Source organism: Nitrosomonas ureae, from assembly GCF_900108305.1.
GTDB lineage: Bacteria > Pseudomonadota > Gammaproteobacteria > Burkholderiales > Nitrosomonadaceae > Nitrosomonas > Nitrosomonas ureae_B.
In genome coordinates this window covers 78,468-95,421 of sequence record NZ_FNUX01000009.1, presented here as the reverse complement: position 1 = coordinate 95,421, position 16,954 = coordinate 78,468, and the positions used below count along the sequence as shown (strand labels likewise).

Sequence of the window (16,954 nt, the reverse complement as noted above, 5' to 3'; positions counted from 1 at the left end):
GTGTGAATGCGGGATCAGTTGCTTGCCGGTTTCCTGGTGATTTTATCTGCTTGAGCGATAACCCCTTCCGTGGGCGAACTGGGGCTGGCGCTGTAGAGTTTTTTCGCCATGCGCCCGGCAAGATAAGCTTCGCGCCCGGCTTCGACGGCTTTGCGCATGGCGGATGCCATCAAAACCGGATTCTTGGCTGCGGCAATGGCTGTGTTCATCAGTACGCCATCGCAACCTAATTCCATCGCGATCGTGGCATCGGATGCGGTGCCGACGCCGGCATCAACCAGCACGGGGATTTTGGCATTGTCAATGATAATCTGCAGATTCCATGGATTCAGAATCCCCATGCCGGAACCAATTAACGAAGCCAGCGGCATCACGGCGACACAGCCCATATCTTCCAGTTGCTTGGCTATGATTGGATCATCCGAGGTGTACACCATCACCTGGAAATCTTCCTTGATCAGGATTTCCGCGGCTTTAAGGGTTTCCACCATGTTTGGATACAGGGTTTGAGGATCGCCCAACACTTCCAGCTTGACCAGGCTATGACCATCCAGTAACTCGCGTGCCAGACGCAACGTGCGTACTGCATCGTCTAGCGTGTAGCAACCGGCTGTATTGGGTAATAGGGTGTAGCGCGAGGGCGGCAAAACTTCCAGCAGACTGGGCTCGTTCGCATTCTGCCCGATATTTGTGCGCCGGATCGCGACCGTGATGATTTCTGCGCCACTGGCTTCAACGGCTGCGCGGGTTTCGCTAAAATCCTTGTATTTTCCAGTGCCGACCAGTAAACGGGACGTGTATGTTTTTCCGGCAATTATTAAATTATCCATAAAACTTTTTTAATATCAGAGGCTATTTGCAAGTGACGGAATTAACCGCCACCCACGGCGATGACGACTTCCAGGTGATCTCCATGAACCAGCATTTGTTCCGAGAACTGACTGCGCGGAATGATCTCGCCATTGCGCTCGATAGCGATGCGCTTACCGTGCAATGCAAGGTGGTCCACTAGTTGAGTCACGTTAATAGGCGATTCAAACTGTTGCGATTGTCCATTAATGGTGAGTTGTATCATGGGTGATAAAGCCTGGATTGCAGCCGGGCAGGCAATCAAAAATTGAATTGGATTTTATCATGCAAGGGTTAGATCATTGAAATAATTTAACAGAACCGGCAGTCAAAATCATTATGTTCATGGCAGTCAACCTATGAAACGCTGCCTGACCTTGGGACGAAGGCAGTTTAAAAACCATGAGATCTTCAATCTGCACTTTGCCCGGCTTGAAATATCGCTTTACTTACAAAATAAAATCACCGGCATCCAAAGTAATCAGACCGGTCAAACGGATTGTCATGTCAGCGATTTTATTTCCATCAATGTCAAAAAGCACGTTGGTAACGTTATTAGGTGCATTGTTTACAAATCGTACTTCCGCTCCTGCACCGGTAAAAGCTGAGTTTCCGCGAAAAACGAATGCGGGATTGCCAGCATCGGCGCCATTCGCATCGATGGCAGAGACGTCGATATGATCAAGTCCATGCACAAAATCCTTAATGACATCAAGCTGTCCTCTGCTATCGCTTGCAGCAACATAGATAAAATTATCGGCACCGCCACCTCCCCTTAACGTGTCGGCGCCTCTTCCGCCGATGATGTTGTCCGCTCCGTCCAGACCATTGATCTGGTCGTTTCCGGCATTGCCCGTCAATGTATTTGCCGCCCAATTGCCAGTAATCGTGTCGGCACCACTACCGCCTACCGCCTTCTCTATGGTAACGCCATTGGCAATTGTAAAACCGCCATTGATGCCATCGACGGTGGATAAATACCCGCCGCCGCCAGCCGCATGAAGAAGCGTCGCAGCACGCAGGTCTATCGTTGAATCCATGGCCGACGGGTTACGAATGGTATCGATGCCTTTCGTATCCCAGATGCTGGAATAAAATGTTCCGGGGGCGTTAGTCGAACTGAGCGTGTAAACATTATTGCCTACCCGGAAATTCGTGTTGCTACCGTAGAGAAATTGCAGTGCGGCGATGTCGAAGGCCATGGGCGTACCCTCATATCCGTAACCAGGAATGCTGGCGGGATCCAGCGGACCATCAGGACCCGCTGGCCAACCATCGTTATACGACATCATCGTATAAAGACCTTGATTGAGATTGAAATCCCCGTAATCACTAAACGGCGCGGTAACACCCGGGAAATTCGGCCGGCTGCCGCCTCCGGAGTCGTGAGGATGTTTCAATCCAACAGCATGGCCAAACTCATGGATGAAGGTGGTGAAATCATATCCTCCCGGATGCAAGCTAGAGTAATCCGTTGAATAATAAACATCTCTATTGATAATCACGGCCCCTTGACGGTTAACGACCGGACCGACATCTTCGCCGGGAGGAACTGAGACACCAAGAGAACCGCCTGCATCGGAATTACCGACAACGCCGACAATGATGTCGGCATCTGCCTGGCTATTTGCTATCACAAAATCAATATTGCAAATATTTTCAATGAATTGCATTGATTCCTGGAATGCTGTAATTTCCTGAGAAACGGTATGCGCCGTGACGGCCGTGCCACCGAAATCAAAAATCTCATTTCCTCCCTGGCCCGCTATGTATACTTTTAATCGCGTCCCCGCAATTGGATCATTCCAGTGGCTCCCCCATAGCAGGCCGTTAATGTACGTGTTATTAGCTAATGGACTGGTGATTGGATCGGAAAATGCCATATGTTGAGTTCCTCCAGGTATTGTGAATTGTATGAGTAGTTTACGTATATTCCAGTCATATGACATATTGCCATAGTCCCGGGTTCTCGAGTCAACTCCTGTGATGACACTATCGAATAAGAACCATGAAGAAAGCGCCGTAACGTTTTATTTTACTGAAGGATATGAAGCCATCAGGATAGATGCAGACTGTGATGAATCAAGAACAGTTGCAGCTAATGGTTTTTCTTATGGAAAAACAAAAGTTCCCCTAATATACATCATCGTATTGATTAGGCTAGGATGCTCCCATGTTGCTTTGGTTGAAGTCCGTATACTCATGTCCATCCAAATGCACTTTTAGAGAATACCGTTTTGTGAGATAGCGATAGATTATTTTCAGAAACGATATCGAATTACCTTATTGTGATGAAAAATGCCTGTGAAAATTTTTGTGATTATATCATTGATTATTTTGAGCTTGACGGGTTGCGCGACTAATGGCTTTTCTTACCAGTCGTCACAAAATGACGGATGTACTTTAGCAGGCAGGGCATTCATGTACTCCTGCGTCAATCGAAGATAAGCCCTGATATGCGATTAGGCAAATAAAAACACCGTCGTTTGGACGGTGTTGGATGTTATTCGGGGCATTATTGGACGACGGGAATCGAACCTTGGTCTTTAATTGATATATCAATCATTTATTTTCTTCCTCTGCTATATTTGTGTCATTCTCAAACATTTTTACTTCTTAGAATTTTACAAACGCATATCTTTCTTTGTCCATTGTCGTTTCTGAAAAACCTACATCTCTCCTCATATTCAGAATTATTTCATAGTATACCTGTTTCAATTTTTCTTGGCTGTGCACTTCAGAATTATTTGCAAAATTTTCTTGTTGCATCTTTATGAATTCATTTAGCTTTATTAAAACTTCATCAGGTGCCCAAAGCCAGCATGCGGAATAAGCGGAATGGAAAGCATTTTGCTGTTGAGAAGAATTATGATGACCATCGATAAAAATACGTAATGAATCTGATATTCTTTCATAAACCTCGCGTCGCTTCTCTAATAATTGAGACTCTTTTGCGAATTCGGCTCGCACATTTTCTACCTTATTAGTGATCTCTACAATATCTTCCTTTGTCGCAAGATTTTTTGCTTTTTCCTTCGTATATGATGGTAGATAAATGGAGAATAGAAGGCCGAGTAAAATTGTTAATATTAGTGTAGCCCCCGACAGAATTAGCTCTAGGTTAGTCATCATTAACTTCAATAGGTCGATTGTAAAAATTTTCGTTTGTTGGCCGCCACACAGTAGGACTGCATCTTGCAATTGCACATAATGTTAAGAGTCAAATTTTATATTTATACCAAACGTGTTTCAACAGATTGATTAATCAAAGATTCAGCGGGGATTCCCAATTCATGGTGTAGTTTTTGGATCATTCTTAGCGTTAATGTACGTTTGCGATTGAGCACTTCATAGACACGATTACTTTTTCCGATCATCGGTTCAAGGTCTTTAACGGTTAAACCTTTCTGTTCCATTTCAAATTTAATGGCTTCAACAGGATCGGGCAGGTCGAGTGGGAAGTGTTTGCGCTCATATGCTTCGATCAGTGTCACCAGAACATCCAGTTTTTCACCTTCCGGCGTGTTGGATGCGGCCGTCATCAGTGACTCCACTTCCTTTAGCGCTTCGCGGTAATCAGTATCAGTTTTGATGGGTTTAATATTCATATAGTCTGTTCCTGGTGTTAAATCGTTTGTGCGTCGATTCGGTCGTATTGGGCATGCGTACCGATAAAACGGATATAGACAATACTGTAAGCGTAGTTAATCCATACCACCAGCCGGTATTTATTACCGGCAATATTAAATACAGCTCTGCCGTCTTTGAGAATGCTGGCACTTTTGAAATCCGCTTTCACTTCTGTGGGTGATGTCCAGTTTGCTTTTAATGCGTGCCGGTACCAAGCAAGGAGGGGCTGAATAGCATCGGCGTAAGAAGGTTCATTTTCCCAGATGCTTTCAAGGGCGACAGAGCGATAATTCTCATGGGTTAGTAACATAGTCCCATTATGGGACTTTGGCAACTATTTGGCTTAAGGAATCCAGCATCCATAAACTTTGATGATCATTCCCCAATTCTTATGTCCCATTTTCCGGGCAACCCAAAGCGGATTTTCACCTCTTTAAAGCATTGTTGAAGCAAAGGTGTGGCGGGTCTGGTAAGGGTTACGGTATTTGATACCGGCTTTTTTATAATGCCGGAATCCAAACATTTTTACGGATCGGTTGATCGTCTCTCCATGGTTGGTTGGTGCGTGGGTCGTGGAAAACGGTTTCGTTCTGCTTTTTTGTAAATACTTGCTGATTAAGCAGGGCTTCTTTGGCTTGCGGTGAAGGGTAACTTCCCGTTTTCCGGAGATAAAATGATTTGAGAGGAGGAAGAGATGAAAAATCAAATCAGTTATTCACCGGAAGTACGAGAACGAGCGGTAAGATTGGTATTCGAGCAGCAAAAAGTGCATGAGTCGCAATGGTCGGCGATCAAATCGATTGCATTGAAGATTGGTTGCACAGCGGAAACATTACGGACCTGGGTAAGAAGAGCGGAGACGGATCAGGGAATTCGATGCGGTATGTCGACATCGGATCGTGAACGGCTCAAGGAGCTGGAACGGGAAAATCGGGAATTAAAGCGGGCCAACGAGATATTGCGTAAGGCATCGGCCTATTTTGCACAGGCGGAGTTCGACCACCGGCCGAAATGATGAGGGTATTTGTCGATAGCGGGTCAGTTTTACATTGCCGGTGACATTTTTAAGTTCATGCAATATTCATGATCATTACTGACCGCTCAAAACCACGCGGTATTTGGCATTACCGCTAGCCAATCTGGCGAGAGCTTCATTAACCTGATCCATGCGGAAAATTTCCACGATAGGCTCGATTCTGTGTTGTTCTGCGAATTGCAGCATGGTGGCAATGCTCGCGGGGCTGCCGACAGGGGAGCCTGAAATCGTACATTGGTTGGAGATTACTGGAAATACATTGATTTCCAGCGGCTCAAGAGGCACCCCCAGAAGATGCAAGCGACCCTTGGGACGCAGGGTCGCAATATAGGCATTCCAGTCGAGTTTTACATTGACCGTGGCTAGAATTAAGTCAAAACGGCTTGTTGCAGCTGCAAGTTCGGTTGGATTTCTCGTATCCAGCACGTCGTGCGCACCCAATGCCAGTGCTTCTTTCTTTTTGTCTTCACTGGATGTAAAGGCAGTTACCCGGCAACCCCATGCTTTCAGAAATTGCAATGCGATATGGCCCAATCCGCCGATGCCGATGACAGCGACGGCAGCAGTGGGCGGGATATCGAATTGCAGAAGAGGGTTAAAAACAGTGATCCCTCCGCAGAAGAGCGGCCCTGCGCTTTGCGCGTTGAGGCCATGCGGCAGTGCTACGATGCTGGCAGCACTGGCGCGTACGTAATCGGCAAAACCACCGTGACGACCGACAATGGTGGGCTTTAGTTGAGCGCAGAGGTTATGGTCGCCGGATAGGCAACTGTGGCAGGTCATGCAATAACCGGCGTGCCATCCCAGGCCAACGCGCTGCTTTAGTGAGAAATTTTCTACATGTGTACCTTTGGCTGAGATTGTCCCAATGACTTCATGTCCTGGCACAAATGGATACTGAGTAATTCTCCAGTTGTTATGCAACATGCTGAGATCGCTGTGACACAAACCGCAAAATTCAACCGCGATCTCCACATCATGATCACCCAGCGGTCCAGGATCGTATTCAAAAGATTGAAGTTTTCCACTCGCTTCGAATGCGGCGTAGGCTTTGATCATGAGTATTCCTTTTACAGTGGTTAATCCTTAAAGCCGAATGTTTTGTAAAAACCTTGAGCGGTTATTTGAAAAAACACGCTGACTATCGTTTATTATTACTGATTTTTAGGTAAAAGGATGCACGATTTTTATCGCTGGTACTGGACTGGAATCGTACTGCAGATAACCCAATCTAATTTCGGGCTTGAACATGGACTACAAAATATTATTAATGGTTTTTGCCACGGTATTTATCGCGGAGTTGGGTGACAAAACGCAATTGGCGACTTTGCTGTTTGCCACCGATAAGGAAGTGGATAAATGGACGGTATTTATCGGCGCATCACTTGCACTGATTGCAACTTCCGCGATCGGTGTGTTGGCGGGTGGTTTTATTTCAGATCACATCAGCGCAAAACATCTGCACTATATTGCAGGAGCGGGGTTTATCCTGATTGGTGCATGGACACTTCTAAAAGCTTAAAAAAGCCAATTTCTTCATACTTGGCAGAGGTTAAATTGATCCAAGTCAAAATCAATCACTTCAGTTTTTAATATAATGCGGCTGGTAACTATCGTAGAACCGAAAAAAAAAAATAAGGAGATTACGATTAACATGCTGAATATAAAACATAAATATATTATTAATATTGGCATATTGATACTGATAGGATGGGCCAACCTTATACAGGCGGCTACTCATCTGATTACTTTCGAAGAGCCAGGTATCTCTGCAATGGAGAATTCCTATATCCCAGTTCCGTCGGGTGCCCGTTTGGATAATCTGTTTCTCTCAACACTGGGAGTGTCTTTCAGTTCGGGAGTTGGTTACGCTGCTGTGGTTGATCATGGGGCCCCTAGTTTTTTGACGCCTTCGTCCCCCAATGTACTGGGAGGCACGACTGCCAGCGGTATATTGGATTACTCAGCGCCTATCATCATCTCGTTTTTCGATCCGTCACAAATCGCTCAGAAAGCGACAACCAACTTCGTCAAAGTATTAGGCGATTTCGCGGGCTTGGGTTCCGGCACAATTACTATGACTGCTTATGACAGCTTCGGTACAATTCTGGGCAGTATCACAGATACTGACAACAAACCGTTTGGACAAGGGCCAGTGCTGGCCCTTCATTTGAATGGAATTCACTCCATTGTCTTGTCAGGTAGTAGTAATACGGTTGGTTTTGATAATCTTGAATTTAACACTCCTTTGTTACCTGTACCAGAACCGGAAACTTACACGATGTTGCTTGCAGGTCTTGGCTTATTAGGCTTTCTAGCACGCTGTCGAGAATTTATCTGCATATAATTCAGACTTAATAACATGAGGAGAGCAAATATGAATACCTATAAAACAATCGTCGCATTCTCGCTGCTGACCTTGTATGCATTGCCAGTGACTGGGGCTGTCCCCATCAATCTCGTTAAGAACGGATCATTCGAACTTGGAAATATTGGTTTCACTTCGGATTACGTTCCATCAATTTACGATGGCGGATATGTGATCACTACAGACCCTAGCATTTTTAATGGAAACTTCGACTCCGTGGCCGATCACACAACGGGAGCCGGAAATATGTTCAGCGTCAATGGTCATGCAACAGCTGAAAAAACCGTATGGGAATCGCAAAACATACATGTGCTAGCCAATACAACTTACACTTTTGAGGTATGGGCAATGAATGTATGCTGTAAACCCAGTGCTGCCTTTCCAGATCCTGCCAGTACTAATCCAGCCAGTCTACGATTTGACATTGTCATTGGTTCAGAAATAACTACTTTAGGTAATATGGACACAAACCTGAATGCAGGCATTTGGGATTCGTTTTCGACAAACTGGCTCTCAGGAACAAGCACGGACATTACTTTACGCATCACTGACACAAATACTGAAATCTTCGGTAATGACTTTGCGATTGACGATATTCGTTTCTTAGCCCCCGTTCCGGAACCTGAAACCTATGCTATGTTTCTTTTGGGTCTTGGTTTGTTAGGTTTTATGTCAGCCTACAGAAAAGGCAAGGTCAATTAGCTTTTATTCTTTCTCAGTTAACAAATACCGATAAAAGTATGTGAAATCAAGATATTGTGATTATTTTCTCTTCTTCAAACGCAGGGTAATGCAGGCGCCGCCGTTTGGATTATTCTCAATCGATAGCTCTCCGCCATAAACCTGGATAATATCGCGCACAATCGCCAAGCCGATGCCATGGCCAGGTGTGGATTGATCGGCGCGTACGCCGCGTTCGAGAATTCTGGTGATTTCATGAGCTTGAATGCCTGGACCGTCGTCTTTGACCTGGATGATTACCTGATTTTCCTGATAAGCGGCGGATAAATGGATACTCTGACGGCACCATTTAAAAGCGTTGTCGATCAGATTGCCGAGTAATTCCATTAAGTCTCCTTCATCGATCTGCAGGGCGATAGTCTCGTCGGTTTCGATGGTGATGTGCGGGTTCTTGTCGCGATAGGCTTTCGTCACGGTATTGATAATTCGGTCGATCATCGGGCGCAGCATGATCAGTCCCATACCCGGAGAGCTGCCGGCAGTTGCGGCACGGCGCAATTGATACTGGATGGTGTTATCCATGCGGTCAATTTGTTCCTGAATCGTTTTTTGCCGGATGGGTTCATCTTCTTCGCTTTGGATTGTACCCTGCAAAACGGCGAGCGGTGTTTTGAGGCTGTGAGCCAAGTCTGCAAGACCATTGCGATAACGTTTCTGCTGTTTGTGTTCGTGGTTGATCAAAGAGTTGATGCTGTCGGTTAATACTTGTATTTCACGAGGATAACTGCCTTTCAGTTTCTCCTGTTGTCCGGACTCTATTGCGGCAAGCTCAGTCGATACCTTGCGAAGCGGTTGTAAGCCCCAATGCAATACCAGCATTTGCGTCGCTAATAGGAAAATGGCCATGATACTCAGCCAGCCCCACAAATCCTCTCGATAGCGCTCAACTTGCGCCTCAAACAGCACGGTATCAGTGATAACAATGAAAGTCAGCGGATAATCTCCGGTAGGAGTTTTCCAGGCAACACCGTAACGATAAATAAAATAATATTCATCATTGAGTGTGATTTGGCTAAATTCTTTTTTACCTTTCTCCAATAAAGCGATAGGCGGTATGGGTTTATTGAGTGATGAATTGGAGCGCCAGGAAATAGTATTGGTTGGATCGACAATATAAGCGTAGGTGTCTGAATTGACATGGCCGAGCTCGGCATCGAGCAAATTGGTCGGTACGTCCAACTCGCCGGAATCTTCTACTTCGGCGTCTCCCATGAGCATGAGCAGCTTGGCAAATAGCCGATCTTTCACACCCAAGCGCGCGCTATCATAAAAAGCACGATCCAGAGTCAGCGCAATTCCCATGATAAAAACCAGCAGAACCAAGGTGGCGCTGAACAGAATGCGCCGGTTTAATGACATCATGACGATTTATTGCATTCCAGAGTAAAGCGATAACCGCGGCCGCGCATGGTTTCGATTGGATTCAAAGTGCCATCGGGATCGAGTTTGCGGCGCAACCGGCCGATCATGACCTCAAGCACATTGCTGTCACGATCTTCGTCGTGCGGATAGAGATAGTCGGACAATGTGTGCTTGGAGAGGACTTCGCCGTGATGACGCACTAATTCTTCCAGCAGGCGATATTCAAACGAGGTGAGTTCGATTTCTACCTCGTTGATGGCAACGGATTGAGCCGTGACATCCAATGTAATGGGGCCACATTTCAAGAGTGTCTGTGGTATGCCGGTCGCGCGACGCAGCAGTGCTTTTACTCTGGCCAGCAACTCTTCCATTTGAAATGGTTTGGTCAGGTAATCATCCGCGCCCATTTCCAGACCTTGTACTTTATCTTGCCAGCTGCTGCGGGCGGTCAGGATAAGGATGGGCAGCAGATTGCCGCGCTCACGCAGGGCTTTGATAATTTCCAGGCCGGATTTTCCCGGCAAGCCGATATCAATGATGGCAGCATCCAGAGGATATTCTGAAGCAAGAAATAAACCTTCCTCGCCATCGTTGCAAGTATCGATCATATAACCCGCGGTTTCCAACTGCTGACGAATCTGGTTTTGTAACTTGAGTTCATCTTCAATGACCAGAATGCGCATCGTTTACTCCTGAGATACCGGGTAAAAAAGATTAAACCTGTTTGAGGCCGTGAGTTTCATGTCCAATTGAATTAGTGAGCGACTATCACAGAACCATCTTGTGCATTGATCAGTACCGTCTGGATTGCGCCTTGATCGCTGAGTATTTTAATGCGGTAGGTATGGTCGACCTGATTAATCGCCAACACCCGGCCTTTGAAATGTTGTTGTGCGATAATAATCGCTTTTTGTTCTGTGATTCCGGCTGCTGTGCCGTTCCCGGTACTGATACGATGATAGTTTGCCAGGTTGTTTTGCCAGTCTGCTAGGGCTAGTGTGCTCGGGGCAATCAATGCCATCATCATTACTAAAACTTTCCACTCTCTATTCATATCGACCATTCCATTTTCTGGAGATAGTAATCAAGCTGCAACAGGTATATTGTTTTAATACCTGTTGCTGGCCGTGCTTGTTAGAAGCGTATCATAAAATCCATATTCCCGGCGCCAATGCCCATTATTGCTCGAGGAGGAGGGATGTATGCCGGTGCAGGATAGTAATTATAACTATATCGTGGCTGCGGGTAGTAAGGTTGGTAATAGCCACGGGGCTGGCTATATATATAACTATATCCACCATAATTGTGATGATGACCATGATTATGTCCATGATGGTGTTTGTGATGATGACCGTGGTGACCTCTGCCTGCTTGTGCTAATGATGGGGCAGCTAAAGTAATTGTTAATAGTATGCTAAGTAACAGGCTGGTCAGTTTTGTTGTTTGAACGTCCATGATATTTCTCCTTCAGTTATTCGTTTCAGGTGTATTCCTGATGGTGTCAATTTACACAAAACACTATGAATGGAAACTGAATGAAAAATTGGGAGAACGCAAGAATCAGCTGATGCTATAAATGTCAGATGGGAAATTACCTATCAGAATCCGGAGGCATGATGCATTTTCGGTCGAATCTACGAATAAGGGCTCTGGATTTTTTTCCAGAGCCCAGTTGAAAACAAGTTTTTAAATTTCTGATTGCGATTTTTTCATCAAAAAGAAACAGCTAATCGCTAGTTTTCTGATTTATTGCTATAGCTGCAATTTAATTATTTTATTTTCTTGGTTCTGCCAGAAAATCAGCAGCAAGAAAGTTTTATTGAGAGTCTCCCTCTTTACTATCTTTATAGAGGCTTGGTGGGTATTGGCCAGGTTTACCTTCGCCCCCACATGCAGTTAAAGGGAGTGTGAACGCTAAGAGAACTGCTGCTAAAAGTAAATATTTCATGAGAATCTCCTTTGTTATTAAAATCAAAAAATGTTTATAAACAAATTTAATGTCACGTTGAAACTTTATCAATTACAAACCATATCTAAAATCTTTGTCTGGAATTAAGCTTTCAGAAAAAGATTTCCTTTTAGAAGATCAAATAATTTCTTGATTCAAGAACCTTCTAAAATACCAAAATACGGCTTTATTCGAATAAGAAAAGCACTTACTCACATTTAGGATAACACTAAAAAAACGAGTATGGAATGGAAATGCATCAGATGACTGGATCGTAGTAAATATGATTGAGTGCTTTATTTAGAGTTGGCGGCAAAGTATCTGATCTTTGTTATTGTAATTATTAGGTATTTATAATATTGCCGGGTGCCGTTAAATGAGAATAAGTTTTTGATGTGAACTGTCAGGATTTTTTACGGATTACAGAATTTTTAATTTTGAATGAGAAAAGAAGCAGGTTCGGAAAGTTTTGCGGATTGCATGGAAATAAAAGTATGGTCTTTCCCTCTATGTTATTGGAGTGGAAACGGATATTGAGGAAGATGATTATTGGGTGCTTATGTATTATTTCTATTCATAAATCAGATGAAAGAAAAACAGGAATATCTGTTGGTTTATTGTAGAGTTTCAAACCAGAAGCAAGTAATTGAAGGCCATGGTCTAATTTCTCAAGAGATGCGTTGTCATGGAAGTATTTCATAATTCCCGTCCCGTAGCAGAACTGCATAAGCAGTAACGGAATGGTGCCCGGGGCCGGAATCGAACCGGCATGGGCGGTTTAAGCCCGAGGGATTTTAAGTCCCTTGTGTCTACCAATTTCACCACCCGGGCGATAGAATTTTTAGATTTATTTTTGGAGGCGGGGGTCGGAATCGAACCGGCGTAGACGGCTTTGCAGGCCGCTGCATGACCACTCTGCCACCCCGCCATTATTACATGATTTTCAGCATGCTGTGAATCTTACGGGAAAAACCTGCATCACAGGCTATTCGATTTCCGGCAATAAAAACACCTTACATGTATCATTTCCATTAGAAAATGGAGCGGGAAACGAGGCTCGAACTCGCGACCCCAACCTTGGCAAGGTTGTGCTCTACCACTGAGCTATTCCCGCATTTTGAAGCTACTGTATGATTTGAATCACTTCAGAAACAAAGGGTGGATTATAGAGATGCTGCGCGTTTTGTCAAGAAAATGCAGGTGATCGGAATGGTAATCAATTGTTTATTATTTGTTACCAATGCAAGCCCTGATGCCTGCATAAAATTGATAAGTCGGTCTCACCTACTAAAATACTGTCTTTCGTGATTAAAGGCACCGGAATTTGTATCGGGCAATACAAATAAGTTCTCTATGTGTGATAGTGCGGCAGATTTCAGGAGCTTGTTTCCAGATAAGGAATCATAACCGCAAGAATTTATTTCTTCCTGGAGGTGGATTCCAGAACAGGGATAATGTTAATTGATGAAATCCTTATGATTTATTATTGTTTTTTGAATAAACAATCTCCACGTTCTTAGTTTTAAAATGCGTATTTAATGATTGCAGCAGATCATCGTGCAGATGTACCCGCCAGTCATTCCCTAACTCCAGTTCGCCGCTGGCTATGTCATTGCGATAGACGACAGTAATCGGGCAGAAATCTGCAAGGGATTTTTGCGTTTGCGTGGAAAACGGTATCAACAATTTTTTAAGCCCGGATATTTGATCGAGGGTGAGGGGATTGCAGTAGATCTTGATTTGTTTGGCGAAGCGCGAGCGGATTCCGGCAAGATTATACAATCGCTCGGCGGTAATTCTTAATCCATCTTCTTCGTCTCCGTTGTATCCACGCAGGCTTATTTTCGCTTCTGCGATTAAAAGCTGATCCTCTTTTAACCAAATACGATTCGCATCGAAGAGTTCGCCAAAAATAACCAATTCTATTCGCGCTTTGCCATCGTCCAGGCTGATGACTCCCATTTTTCCGCGGCGCGTCATTTGTATGCGGATCGAATGAATGATGCCGGCGAGCAGTTGCGGCTCGCGTTGCGGATTCAGCCGGTCAAGCCGGGTGTAAATAAAGCGCTTCAGTTCCAGAGCATAGGTGTCAAATGGATGGCCGCTAAAATAGTAGCCTAGGCCGATTTTCTCCTGATGCAGTTTTTCCCGATCGTGCCATGATTCCGCTTGGATCAGTTGTGGCTGCATGTGTGAATCGTTACTCGTTTCGCCGAATAAATTAATTTGATTGGAAGATTGGCTTGCTTGTTCGGCGGATTCTATGGCCAAGCCGACTGAAGCCATCAAACTGGCACGGTTGGGATTGATGGTGTCAAACGCACCGACCCGGATTAACGATTCCATTACGCGGCGATTGGCGATCCGCCGGTCGACGCGATTACAGAAATCGAATAAGTCAGTGAATGGCCCAGCTTGCCGGCGTACTGCGATGATCGAATTGACTGCGGACTCTCCGGTACCTTTGATTGCGCCAAGACCGAAGCGGATGTTTTTGCCATCCATCGGGATGAAACGGTAGTCGGAAAGATTAATATCGGGCGGCAGAATTATCAATCCATTGGCAATGCTGTCTTCAACGAAAATATGCACTTTATCCGTGTCATCCATATCCGCGGACAAACACGCCGCCATGAATTCAGCCGGATAATGCGCCTTCAGGTAAGCTGTTTGGAACGCAATGAGCGCATAAGCAGCGGCATGCGATTTATTGAAGCCATAGCCGGCAAATTTTTCCATTAAACCGAACAATTCAGTGGCTTTGTCCTCGCTCAGACCGTTATTGATTGCGCCGGAGACAAAAATATCGCGCTGTTGCGCCATTTCCTCGACCTTCTTCTTACCCATTGCACGGCGTAGTAAATCCGCGCTGCCAAGACTGTAGCCGCCAATCACTTGCGCGATCTGCATGACTTGCTCCTGATAAATCATGATGCCATAAGTCGGCCCCAGAATCGGTTCCAGGCGCGGATCAAGATATTCAATCTGTTTTCTACCATGTTTGCGGTCGATAAATTCGGGAATCAGATCCATCGGGCCAGGGCGATATAATGCGACCAGCGCGATAATATCTTCAAAACGGTCCGGCTTTGCCTTCTGCAGCAGATCGATCATGCCCCGCGACTCGAATTGAAAGATGCCTACCGCATTGCCTTTACGCATTAGCGCATAAGTCGCATCATCATCCAATGGCAAGGTTTCCAGTGAAAAAAGCCGGGATTCCGGGGAGCCGATGTTTGAATGTAACTGACGGATATACTCGATGGCGCGATCCAGGATGGTCAATGTGCGCAACCCAAGAAAATCAAATTTCACCAGACCGACTTTTTCAACATCATCCTTATCCAGCTGGCTGACGACGGAATCACCGGATTCGGTGCAGTAGATCGGGCAAAAATCGGTAATTTCGCTTGAAGCGATAAGCACCCCTCCGGCATGCATACCGACATTGCGTGTGATGCCCTCCAGGCTTTCCGCTAATTCCAGGAGATTACGGACATCTTCTTCTTCTTCGGCACGTTGATTGAGTTGCGGTTCGAGCTGGCGCGCTTTTTTTAAAGTCATACCAATCTCGAATGGGACCAGCTTGGCCAGCTGATCGACAAAGTTATACGGTAAATCCATAACCCGGCCGATATCACGAATTACGCCTTTGGCAGCCATGGTGCCAAATGTGGCGATTTGAGAAACTTTACCGATCCCGTAGCGCTGTTTGACATATTCGATAACCAGTTCGCGCCGGTCCTGGCAAAAGTCGATGTCAAAATCGGGCATCGAAATGCGTTCGGGATTCAGAAAGCGTTCAAATAACAAGTCATACCGTAACGGGTCAAGATCGGTAATTCCCAGTGAATAAGCTACCAATGAACCTGCTCCCGAACCGCGCCCGGGTCCTACCGGAACATTGTTATGTTTAGCCCAGTTGATAAAATCGGCGACGATCAGAAAATAGCCGGCAAACCCCATCTGAATAATGGTATTGACCTCAAACTCAAGACGGGATTGATACTGAGTGATTTTGTCATTACGCATTTCTGCATCAGGAAACAAGCTTGTCATGCGTTTAATCAAGCCCAATTCAGCCTGGCTTCGCAGGTATTGATCCAGGCTTTCGTTATTAGGCGTAGGAAATAATGGAAGCCGGTTCACACCCAATTCCAATATCAGATTACAGCGCTTGGCAATTTCAATTGTATTCGTCAATGCGGCGGGAATATCGGCGAACAGCTGTGTCATTTCGGTTTGGGTTTTGAAATATTGCTGCTGCGTAAAATTTTTTTGACGGCGTTTATCCTCCAGAATGTACCCTTCAGCAATACAAACACGTGCTTCATGCGCCTGATAATCTTCCGCATTGAGAAATTGCACCGCTTGCGTCGCTACGACGGGTAAATTGAATTTCTTGGCCAGCGCGAGCGAATGTTGAACCAGCATTGTTTCATTGGCATGGCCATCACGCTGAATTTCAAGATAAAAACGATCGGGAAACAGATCCGCCCATTTTTGTACCTGAATTTCAGCTTGTAATATATTATTTTGTAACAGCGATAATCCGATGTCACCTAGACGCGCGCCCGATAAAGCAATGAGTCCTTCCGTGCCCCAATCATCGGGTTGCAGCCACGATTCTTTGATTTCGGCTCTACCTTGAAATTGGTTTTCGCGGTAGGCGCGTGACAGCAGGCGGGACAATAACAAATAACCTGCGTGTGTCTGACATAGCACTAGTAATCGAATCGGCCTGCTTTGATCGGATTCATTAGCGATCCAGATATCACATCCGAGGATTGGTTTAATCCCGTTTTTGTAGGTAGTTTGGTAAAATTTTACCAATCCGAAAAGATTGGCAAGATCAGTCAATGCCAGGGCCGGCATTTGATCGGCTACGGCTTTTGTAACGACATCATGAATGCGGATGGTGCTATCCAGAATGGAATATTCGCTGTGCATCCGTAAATGAATAAAAGCTGGTTTGATGGGCATGATGTTACAATTAGAATCTGTGATAACTTTGTCATTA

16 protein-coding genes, 3 tRNA genes and 1 pseudogene are annotated in these 16,954 nt (G+C 45.2%); 4 read left to right on the top strand and 16 right to left on the bottom strand.

Annotation, left to right across the window (positions count from 1 at the left end; all coding sequences use genetic code 11):
- Positions 1-14 precede the first annotated feature (14 nt).
- From C4S39_RS07130 to C4S39_RS07105, 6 genes are all read right to left on the bottom strand, one after another.
- Entirely contained in the window at positions 15-830 is an 816-nt protein-coding gene (locus C4S39_RS07130; protein WP_103966339.1) for a thiazole synthase, read from the bottom strand.
- Positions 831-871: 41 nt separating this feature from the next.
- Positions 872-1,075, bottom strand: a complete 204-nt coding sequence (thiS, locus tag C4S39_RS07125; protein WP_103966338.1) for a sulfur carrier protein ThiS — start codon at positions 1,073-1,075, stop codon at positions 872-874.
- A gap of 223 nt (positions 1,076-1,298) precedes the next feature.
- The gene (locus C4S39_RS07120; RefSeq protein ID WP_181023776.1) at positions 1,299-2,732 is read right to left on the bottom strand and encodes a M10 family metallopeptidase; all 1,434 of its coding nucleotides are present in this window, start codon (positions 2,730-2,732) and stop codon (positions 1,299-1,301) included.
- 733 nt (positions 2,733-3,465) lie between these two features.
- A complete protein-coding gene (locus tag C4S39_RS07115) occupies positions 3,466-3,981 on the bottom strand; it encodes a hypothetical protein (protein ID WP_146059752.1) in 516 nt (171 codons plus the stop codon).
- 101 nt (positions 3,982-4,082) lie between these two features.
- The gene (locus C4S39_RS07110; RefSeq protein WP_103966335.1) at positions 4,083-4,457 is read right to left on the bottom strand and encodes a helix-turn-helix domain-containing protein; all 375 of its coding nucleotides are present in this window, start codon (positions 4,455-4,457) and stop codon (positions 4,083-4,085) included.
- 17 nt (positions 4,458-4,474) lie between these two features.
- The gene (locus C4S39_RS07105; protein WP_258039334.1) at positions 4,475-4,789 is read right to left on the bottom strand and encodes a type II toxin-antitoxin system HigB family toxin; all 315 of its coding nucleotides are present in this window, start codon (positions 4,787-4,789) and stop codon (positions 4,475-4,477) included.
- Positions 4,790-5,173: 384 nt separating this feature from the next.
- Here C4S39_RS07105 and C4S39_RS07095 point away from each other — a divergent pair.
- Positions 5,174-5,511 (top strand): annotated as a pseudogene (locus C4S39_RS07095) (transposase); the annotation flags it as partial.
- Between the two features lie 58 nt (positions 5,512-5,569).
- Here the strand turns inward: C4S39_RS07095 and ahr are convergent.
- On the bottom strand, positions 5,570-6,574 hold the full coding sequence (gene ahr / locus C4S39_RS07090) for an NADPH-dependent aldehyde reductase Ahr (protein ID WP_103966334.1): 1,005 nt from the start codon (positions 6,572-6,574) through the stop codon (positions 5,570-5,572).
- A gap of 190 nt (positions 6,575-6,764) precedes the next feature.
- On the opposite strand from ahr, the gene C4S39_RS07085 reads away from it, so the two are divergent.
- The 3 genes from C4S39_RS07085 to C4S39_RS07075 all read left to right on the top strand — a co-directional run bounded on the left by C4S39_RS07085 (position 6,765) and on the right by C4S39_RS07075 (position 8,585).
- Entirely contained in the window at positions 6,765-7,037 is a 273-nt protein-coding gene (locus tag C4S39_RS07085) for a TMEM165/GDT1 family protein (protein WP_103966333.1), read from the top strand.
- 132 nt (positions 7,038-7,169) lie between these two features.
- Positions 7,170-7,862, top strand: coding sequence for a PEP-CTERM sorting domain-containing protein (locus C4S39_RS15750; protein ID WP_258039333.1), 693 nt, complete (start codon positions 7,170-7,172; stop codon positions 7,860-7,862).
- Positions 7,863-7,892: 30 nt separating this feature from the next.
- A complete protein-coding gene (locus C4S39_RS07075) occupies positions 7,893-8,585 on the top strand; it encodes a PEP-CTERM sorting domain-containing protein (protein ID WP_258039332.1) in 693 nt (230 codons plus the stop codon).
- Positions 8,586-8,645: 60 nt separating this feature from the next.
- On the opposite strand, the gene C4S39_RS07070 is transcribed toward C4S39_RS07075, so the two are convergent.
- The 9 genes from C4S39_RS07070 to dnaE form a co-directional block, all read right to left on the bottom strand.
- On the bottom strand, positions 8,646-9,986 hold the full coding sequence (locus tag C4S39_RS07070; RefSeq protein ID WP_103966332.1) for an ATP-binding protein: 1,341 nt from the start codon (positions 9,984-9,986) through the stop codon (positions 8,646-8,648).
- Entirely contained in the window at positions 9,983-10,669 is a 687-nt protein-coding gene (locus C4S39_RS07065) for a response regulator transcription factor (protein ID WP_103966331.1), read from the bottom strand. The genes C4S39_RS07070 and C4S39_RS07065 overlap by 4 nt, the downstream gene beginning before the upstream one ends.
- A 71-nt stretch (positions 10,670-10,740) precedes the next feature.
- On the bottom strand, positions 10,741-11,040 hold the full coding sequence (locus C4S39_RS07060; RefSeq protein WP_103966330.1) for a PepSY domain-containing protein: 300 nt from the start codon (positions 11,038-11,040) through the stop codon (positions 10,741-10,743).
- Positions 11,041-11,120: 80 nt separating this feature from the next.
- A complete protein-coding gene (locus C4S39_RS07055) occupies positions 11,121-11,441 on the bottom strand; it encodes a hypothetical protein (RefSeq protein WP_103966329.1) in 321 nt (106 codons plus the stop codon).
- Between the two features lie 361 nt (positions 11,442-11,802).
- Complete coding sequence (locus tag C4S39_RS15745; protein WP_013647209.1) at positions 11,803-11,934, bottom strand: hypothetical protein; 132 nt, start codon at positions 11,932-11,934, stop codon at positions 11,803-11,805.
- Between the two features lie 741 nt (positions 11,935-12,675).
- Positions 12,676-12,765: transfer RNA gene (locus C4S39_RS07050), tRNA-Leu, on the bottom strand.
- Between the two features lie 23 nt (positions 12,766-12,788).
- Positions 12,789-12,862, bottom strand: a tRNA-Cys gene (locus C4S39_RS07045).
- Positions 12,863-12,973: 111 nt separating this feature from the next.
- Positions 12,974-13,048 (bottom strand) — tRNA-Gly (locus C4S39_RS07040).
- Positions 13,049-13,407: 359 nt separating this feature from the next.
- Entirely contained in the window at positions 13,408-16,917 is a 3,510-nt protein-coding gene (gene dnaE, locus C4S39_RS07035; protein ID WP_103966328.1) for a DNA polymerase III subunit alpha, read from the bottom strand.
- Positions 16,918-16,954: the final 37 nt, after the last annotated feature.

Coding starts and splice junctions, on each gene's coding strand:
- C4S39_RS07130 (WP_103966339.1), bottom strand. CDS start 830: ATGGATAATTTAATAATTGCCGGAAAAACATACACGTCCCGTTTACTG.
- thiS (WP_103966338.1), bottom strand. CDS start 1,075: ATGATACAACTCACCATTAATGGACAATCGCAACAGTTTGAATCGCCT.
- C4S39_RS07120 (WP_181023776.1), bottom strand. CDS start 2,732: ATGGCATTTTCCGATCCAATCACCAGTCCATTAGCTAATAACACGTAC.
- C4S39_RS07115 (WP_146059752.1), bottom strand. CDS start 3,981: ATGATGACTAACCTAGAGCTAATTCTGTCGGGGGCTACACTAATATTA.
- C4S39_RS07110 (WP_103966335.1), bottom strand. CDS start 4,457: ATGAATATTAAACCCATCAAAACTGATACTGATTACCGCGAAGCGCTA.
- C4S39_RS07105 (WP_258039334.1), bottom strand. CDS start 4,789: ATGTTACTAACCCATGAGAATTATCGCTCTGTCGCCCTTGAAAGCATC.
- ahr (WP_103966334.1), bottom strand. CDS start 6,574: ATGATCAAAGCCTACGCCGCATTCGAAGCGAGTGGAAAACTTCAATCT.
- C4S39_RS07085 (WP_103966333.1), top strand. CDS start 6,765: ATGGACTACAAAATATTATTAATGGTTTTTGCCACGGTATTTATCGCG.
- C4S39_RS15750 (WP_258039333.1), top strand. CDS start 7,170: ATGCTGAATATAAAACATAAATATATTATTAATATTGGCATATTGATA.
- C4S39_RS07075 (WP_258039332.1), top strand. CDS start 7,893: ATGAATACCTATAAAACAATCGTCGCATTCTCGCTGCTGACCTTGTAT.
- C4S39_RS07070 (WP_103966332.1), bottom strand. CDS start 9,986: ATGATGTCATTAAACCGGCGCATTCTGTTCAGCGCCACCTTGGTTCTG.
- C4S39_RS07065 (WP_103966331.1), bottom strand. CDS start 10,669: ATGCGCATTCTGGTCATTGAAGATGAACTCAAGTTACAAAACCAGATT.
- C4S39_RS07060 (WP_103966330.1), bottom strand. CDS start 11,040: ATGAATAGAGAGTGGAAAGTTTTAGTAATGATGATGGCATTGATTGCC.
- C4S39_RS07055 (WP_103966329.1), bottom strand. CDS start 11,441: ATGGACGTTCAAACAACAAAACTGACCAGCCTGTTACTTAGCATACTA.
- C4S39_RS15745 (WP_013647209.1), bottom strand. CDS start 11,934: ATGAAATATTTACTTTTAGCAGCAGTTCTCTTAGCGTTCACACTCCCT.
- dnaE (WP_103966328.1), bottom strand. CDS start 16,917: ATGCCCATCAAACCAGCTTTTATTCATTTACGGATGCACAGCGAATAT.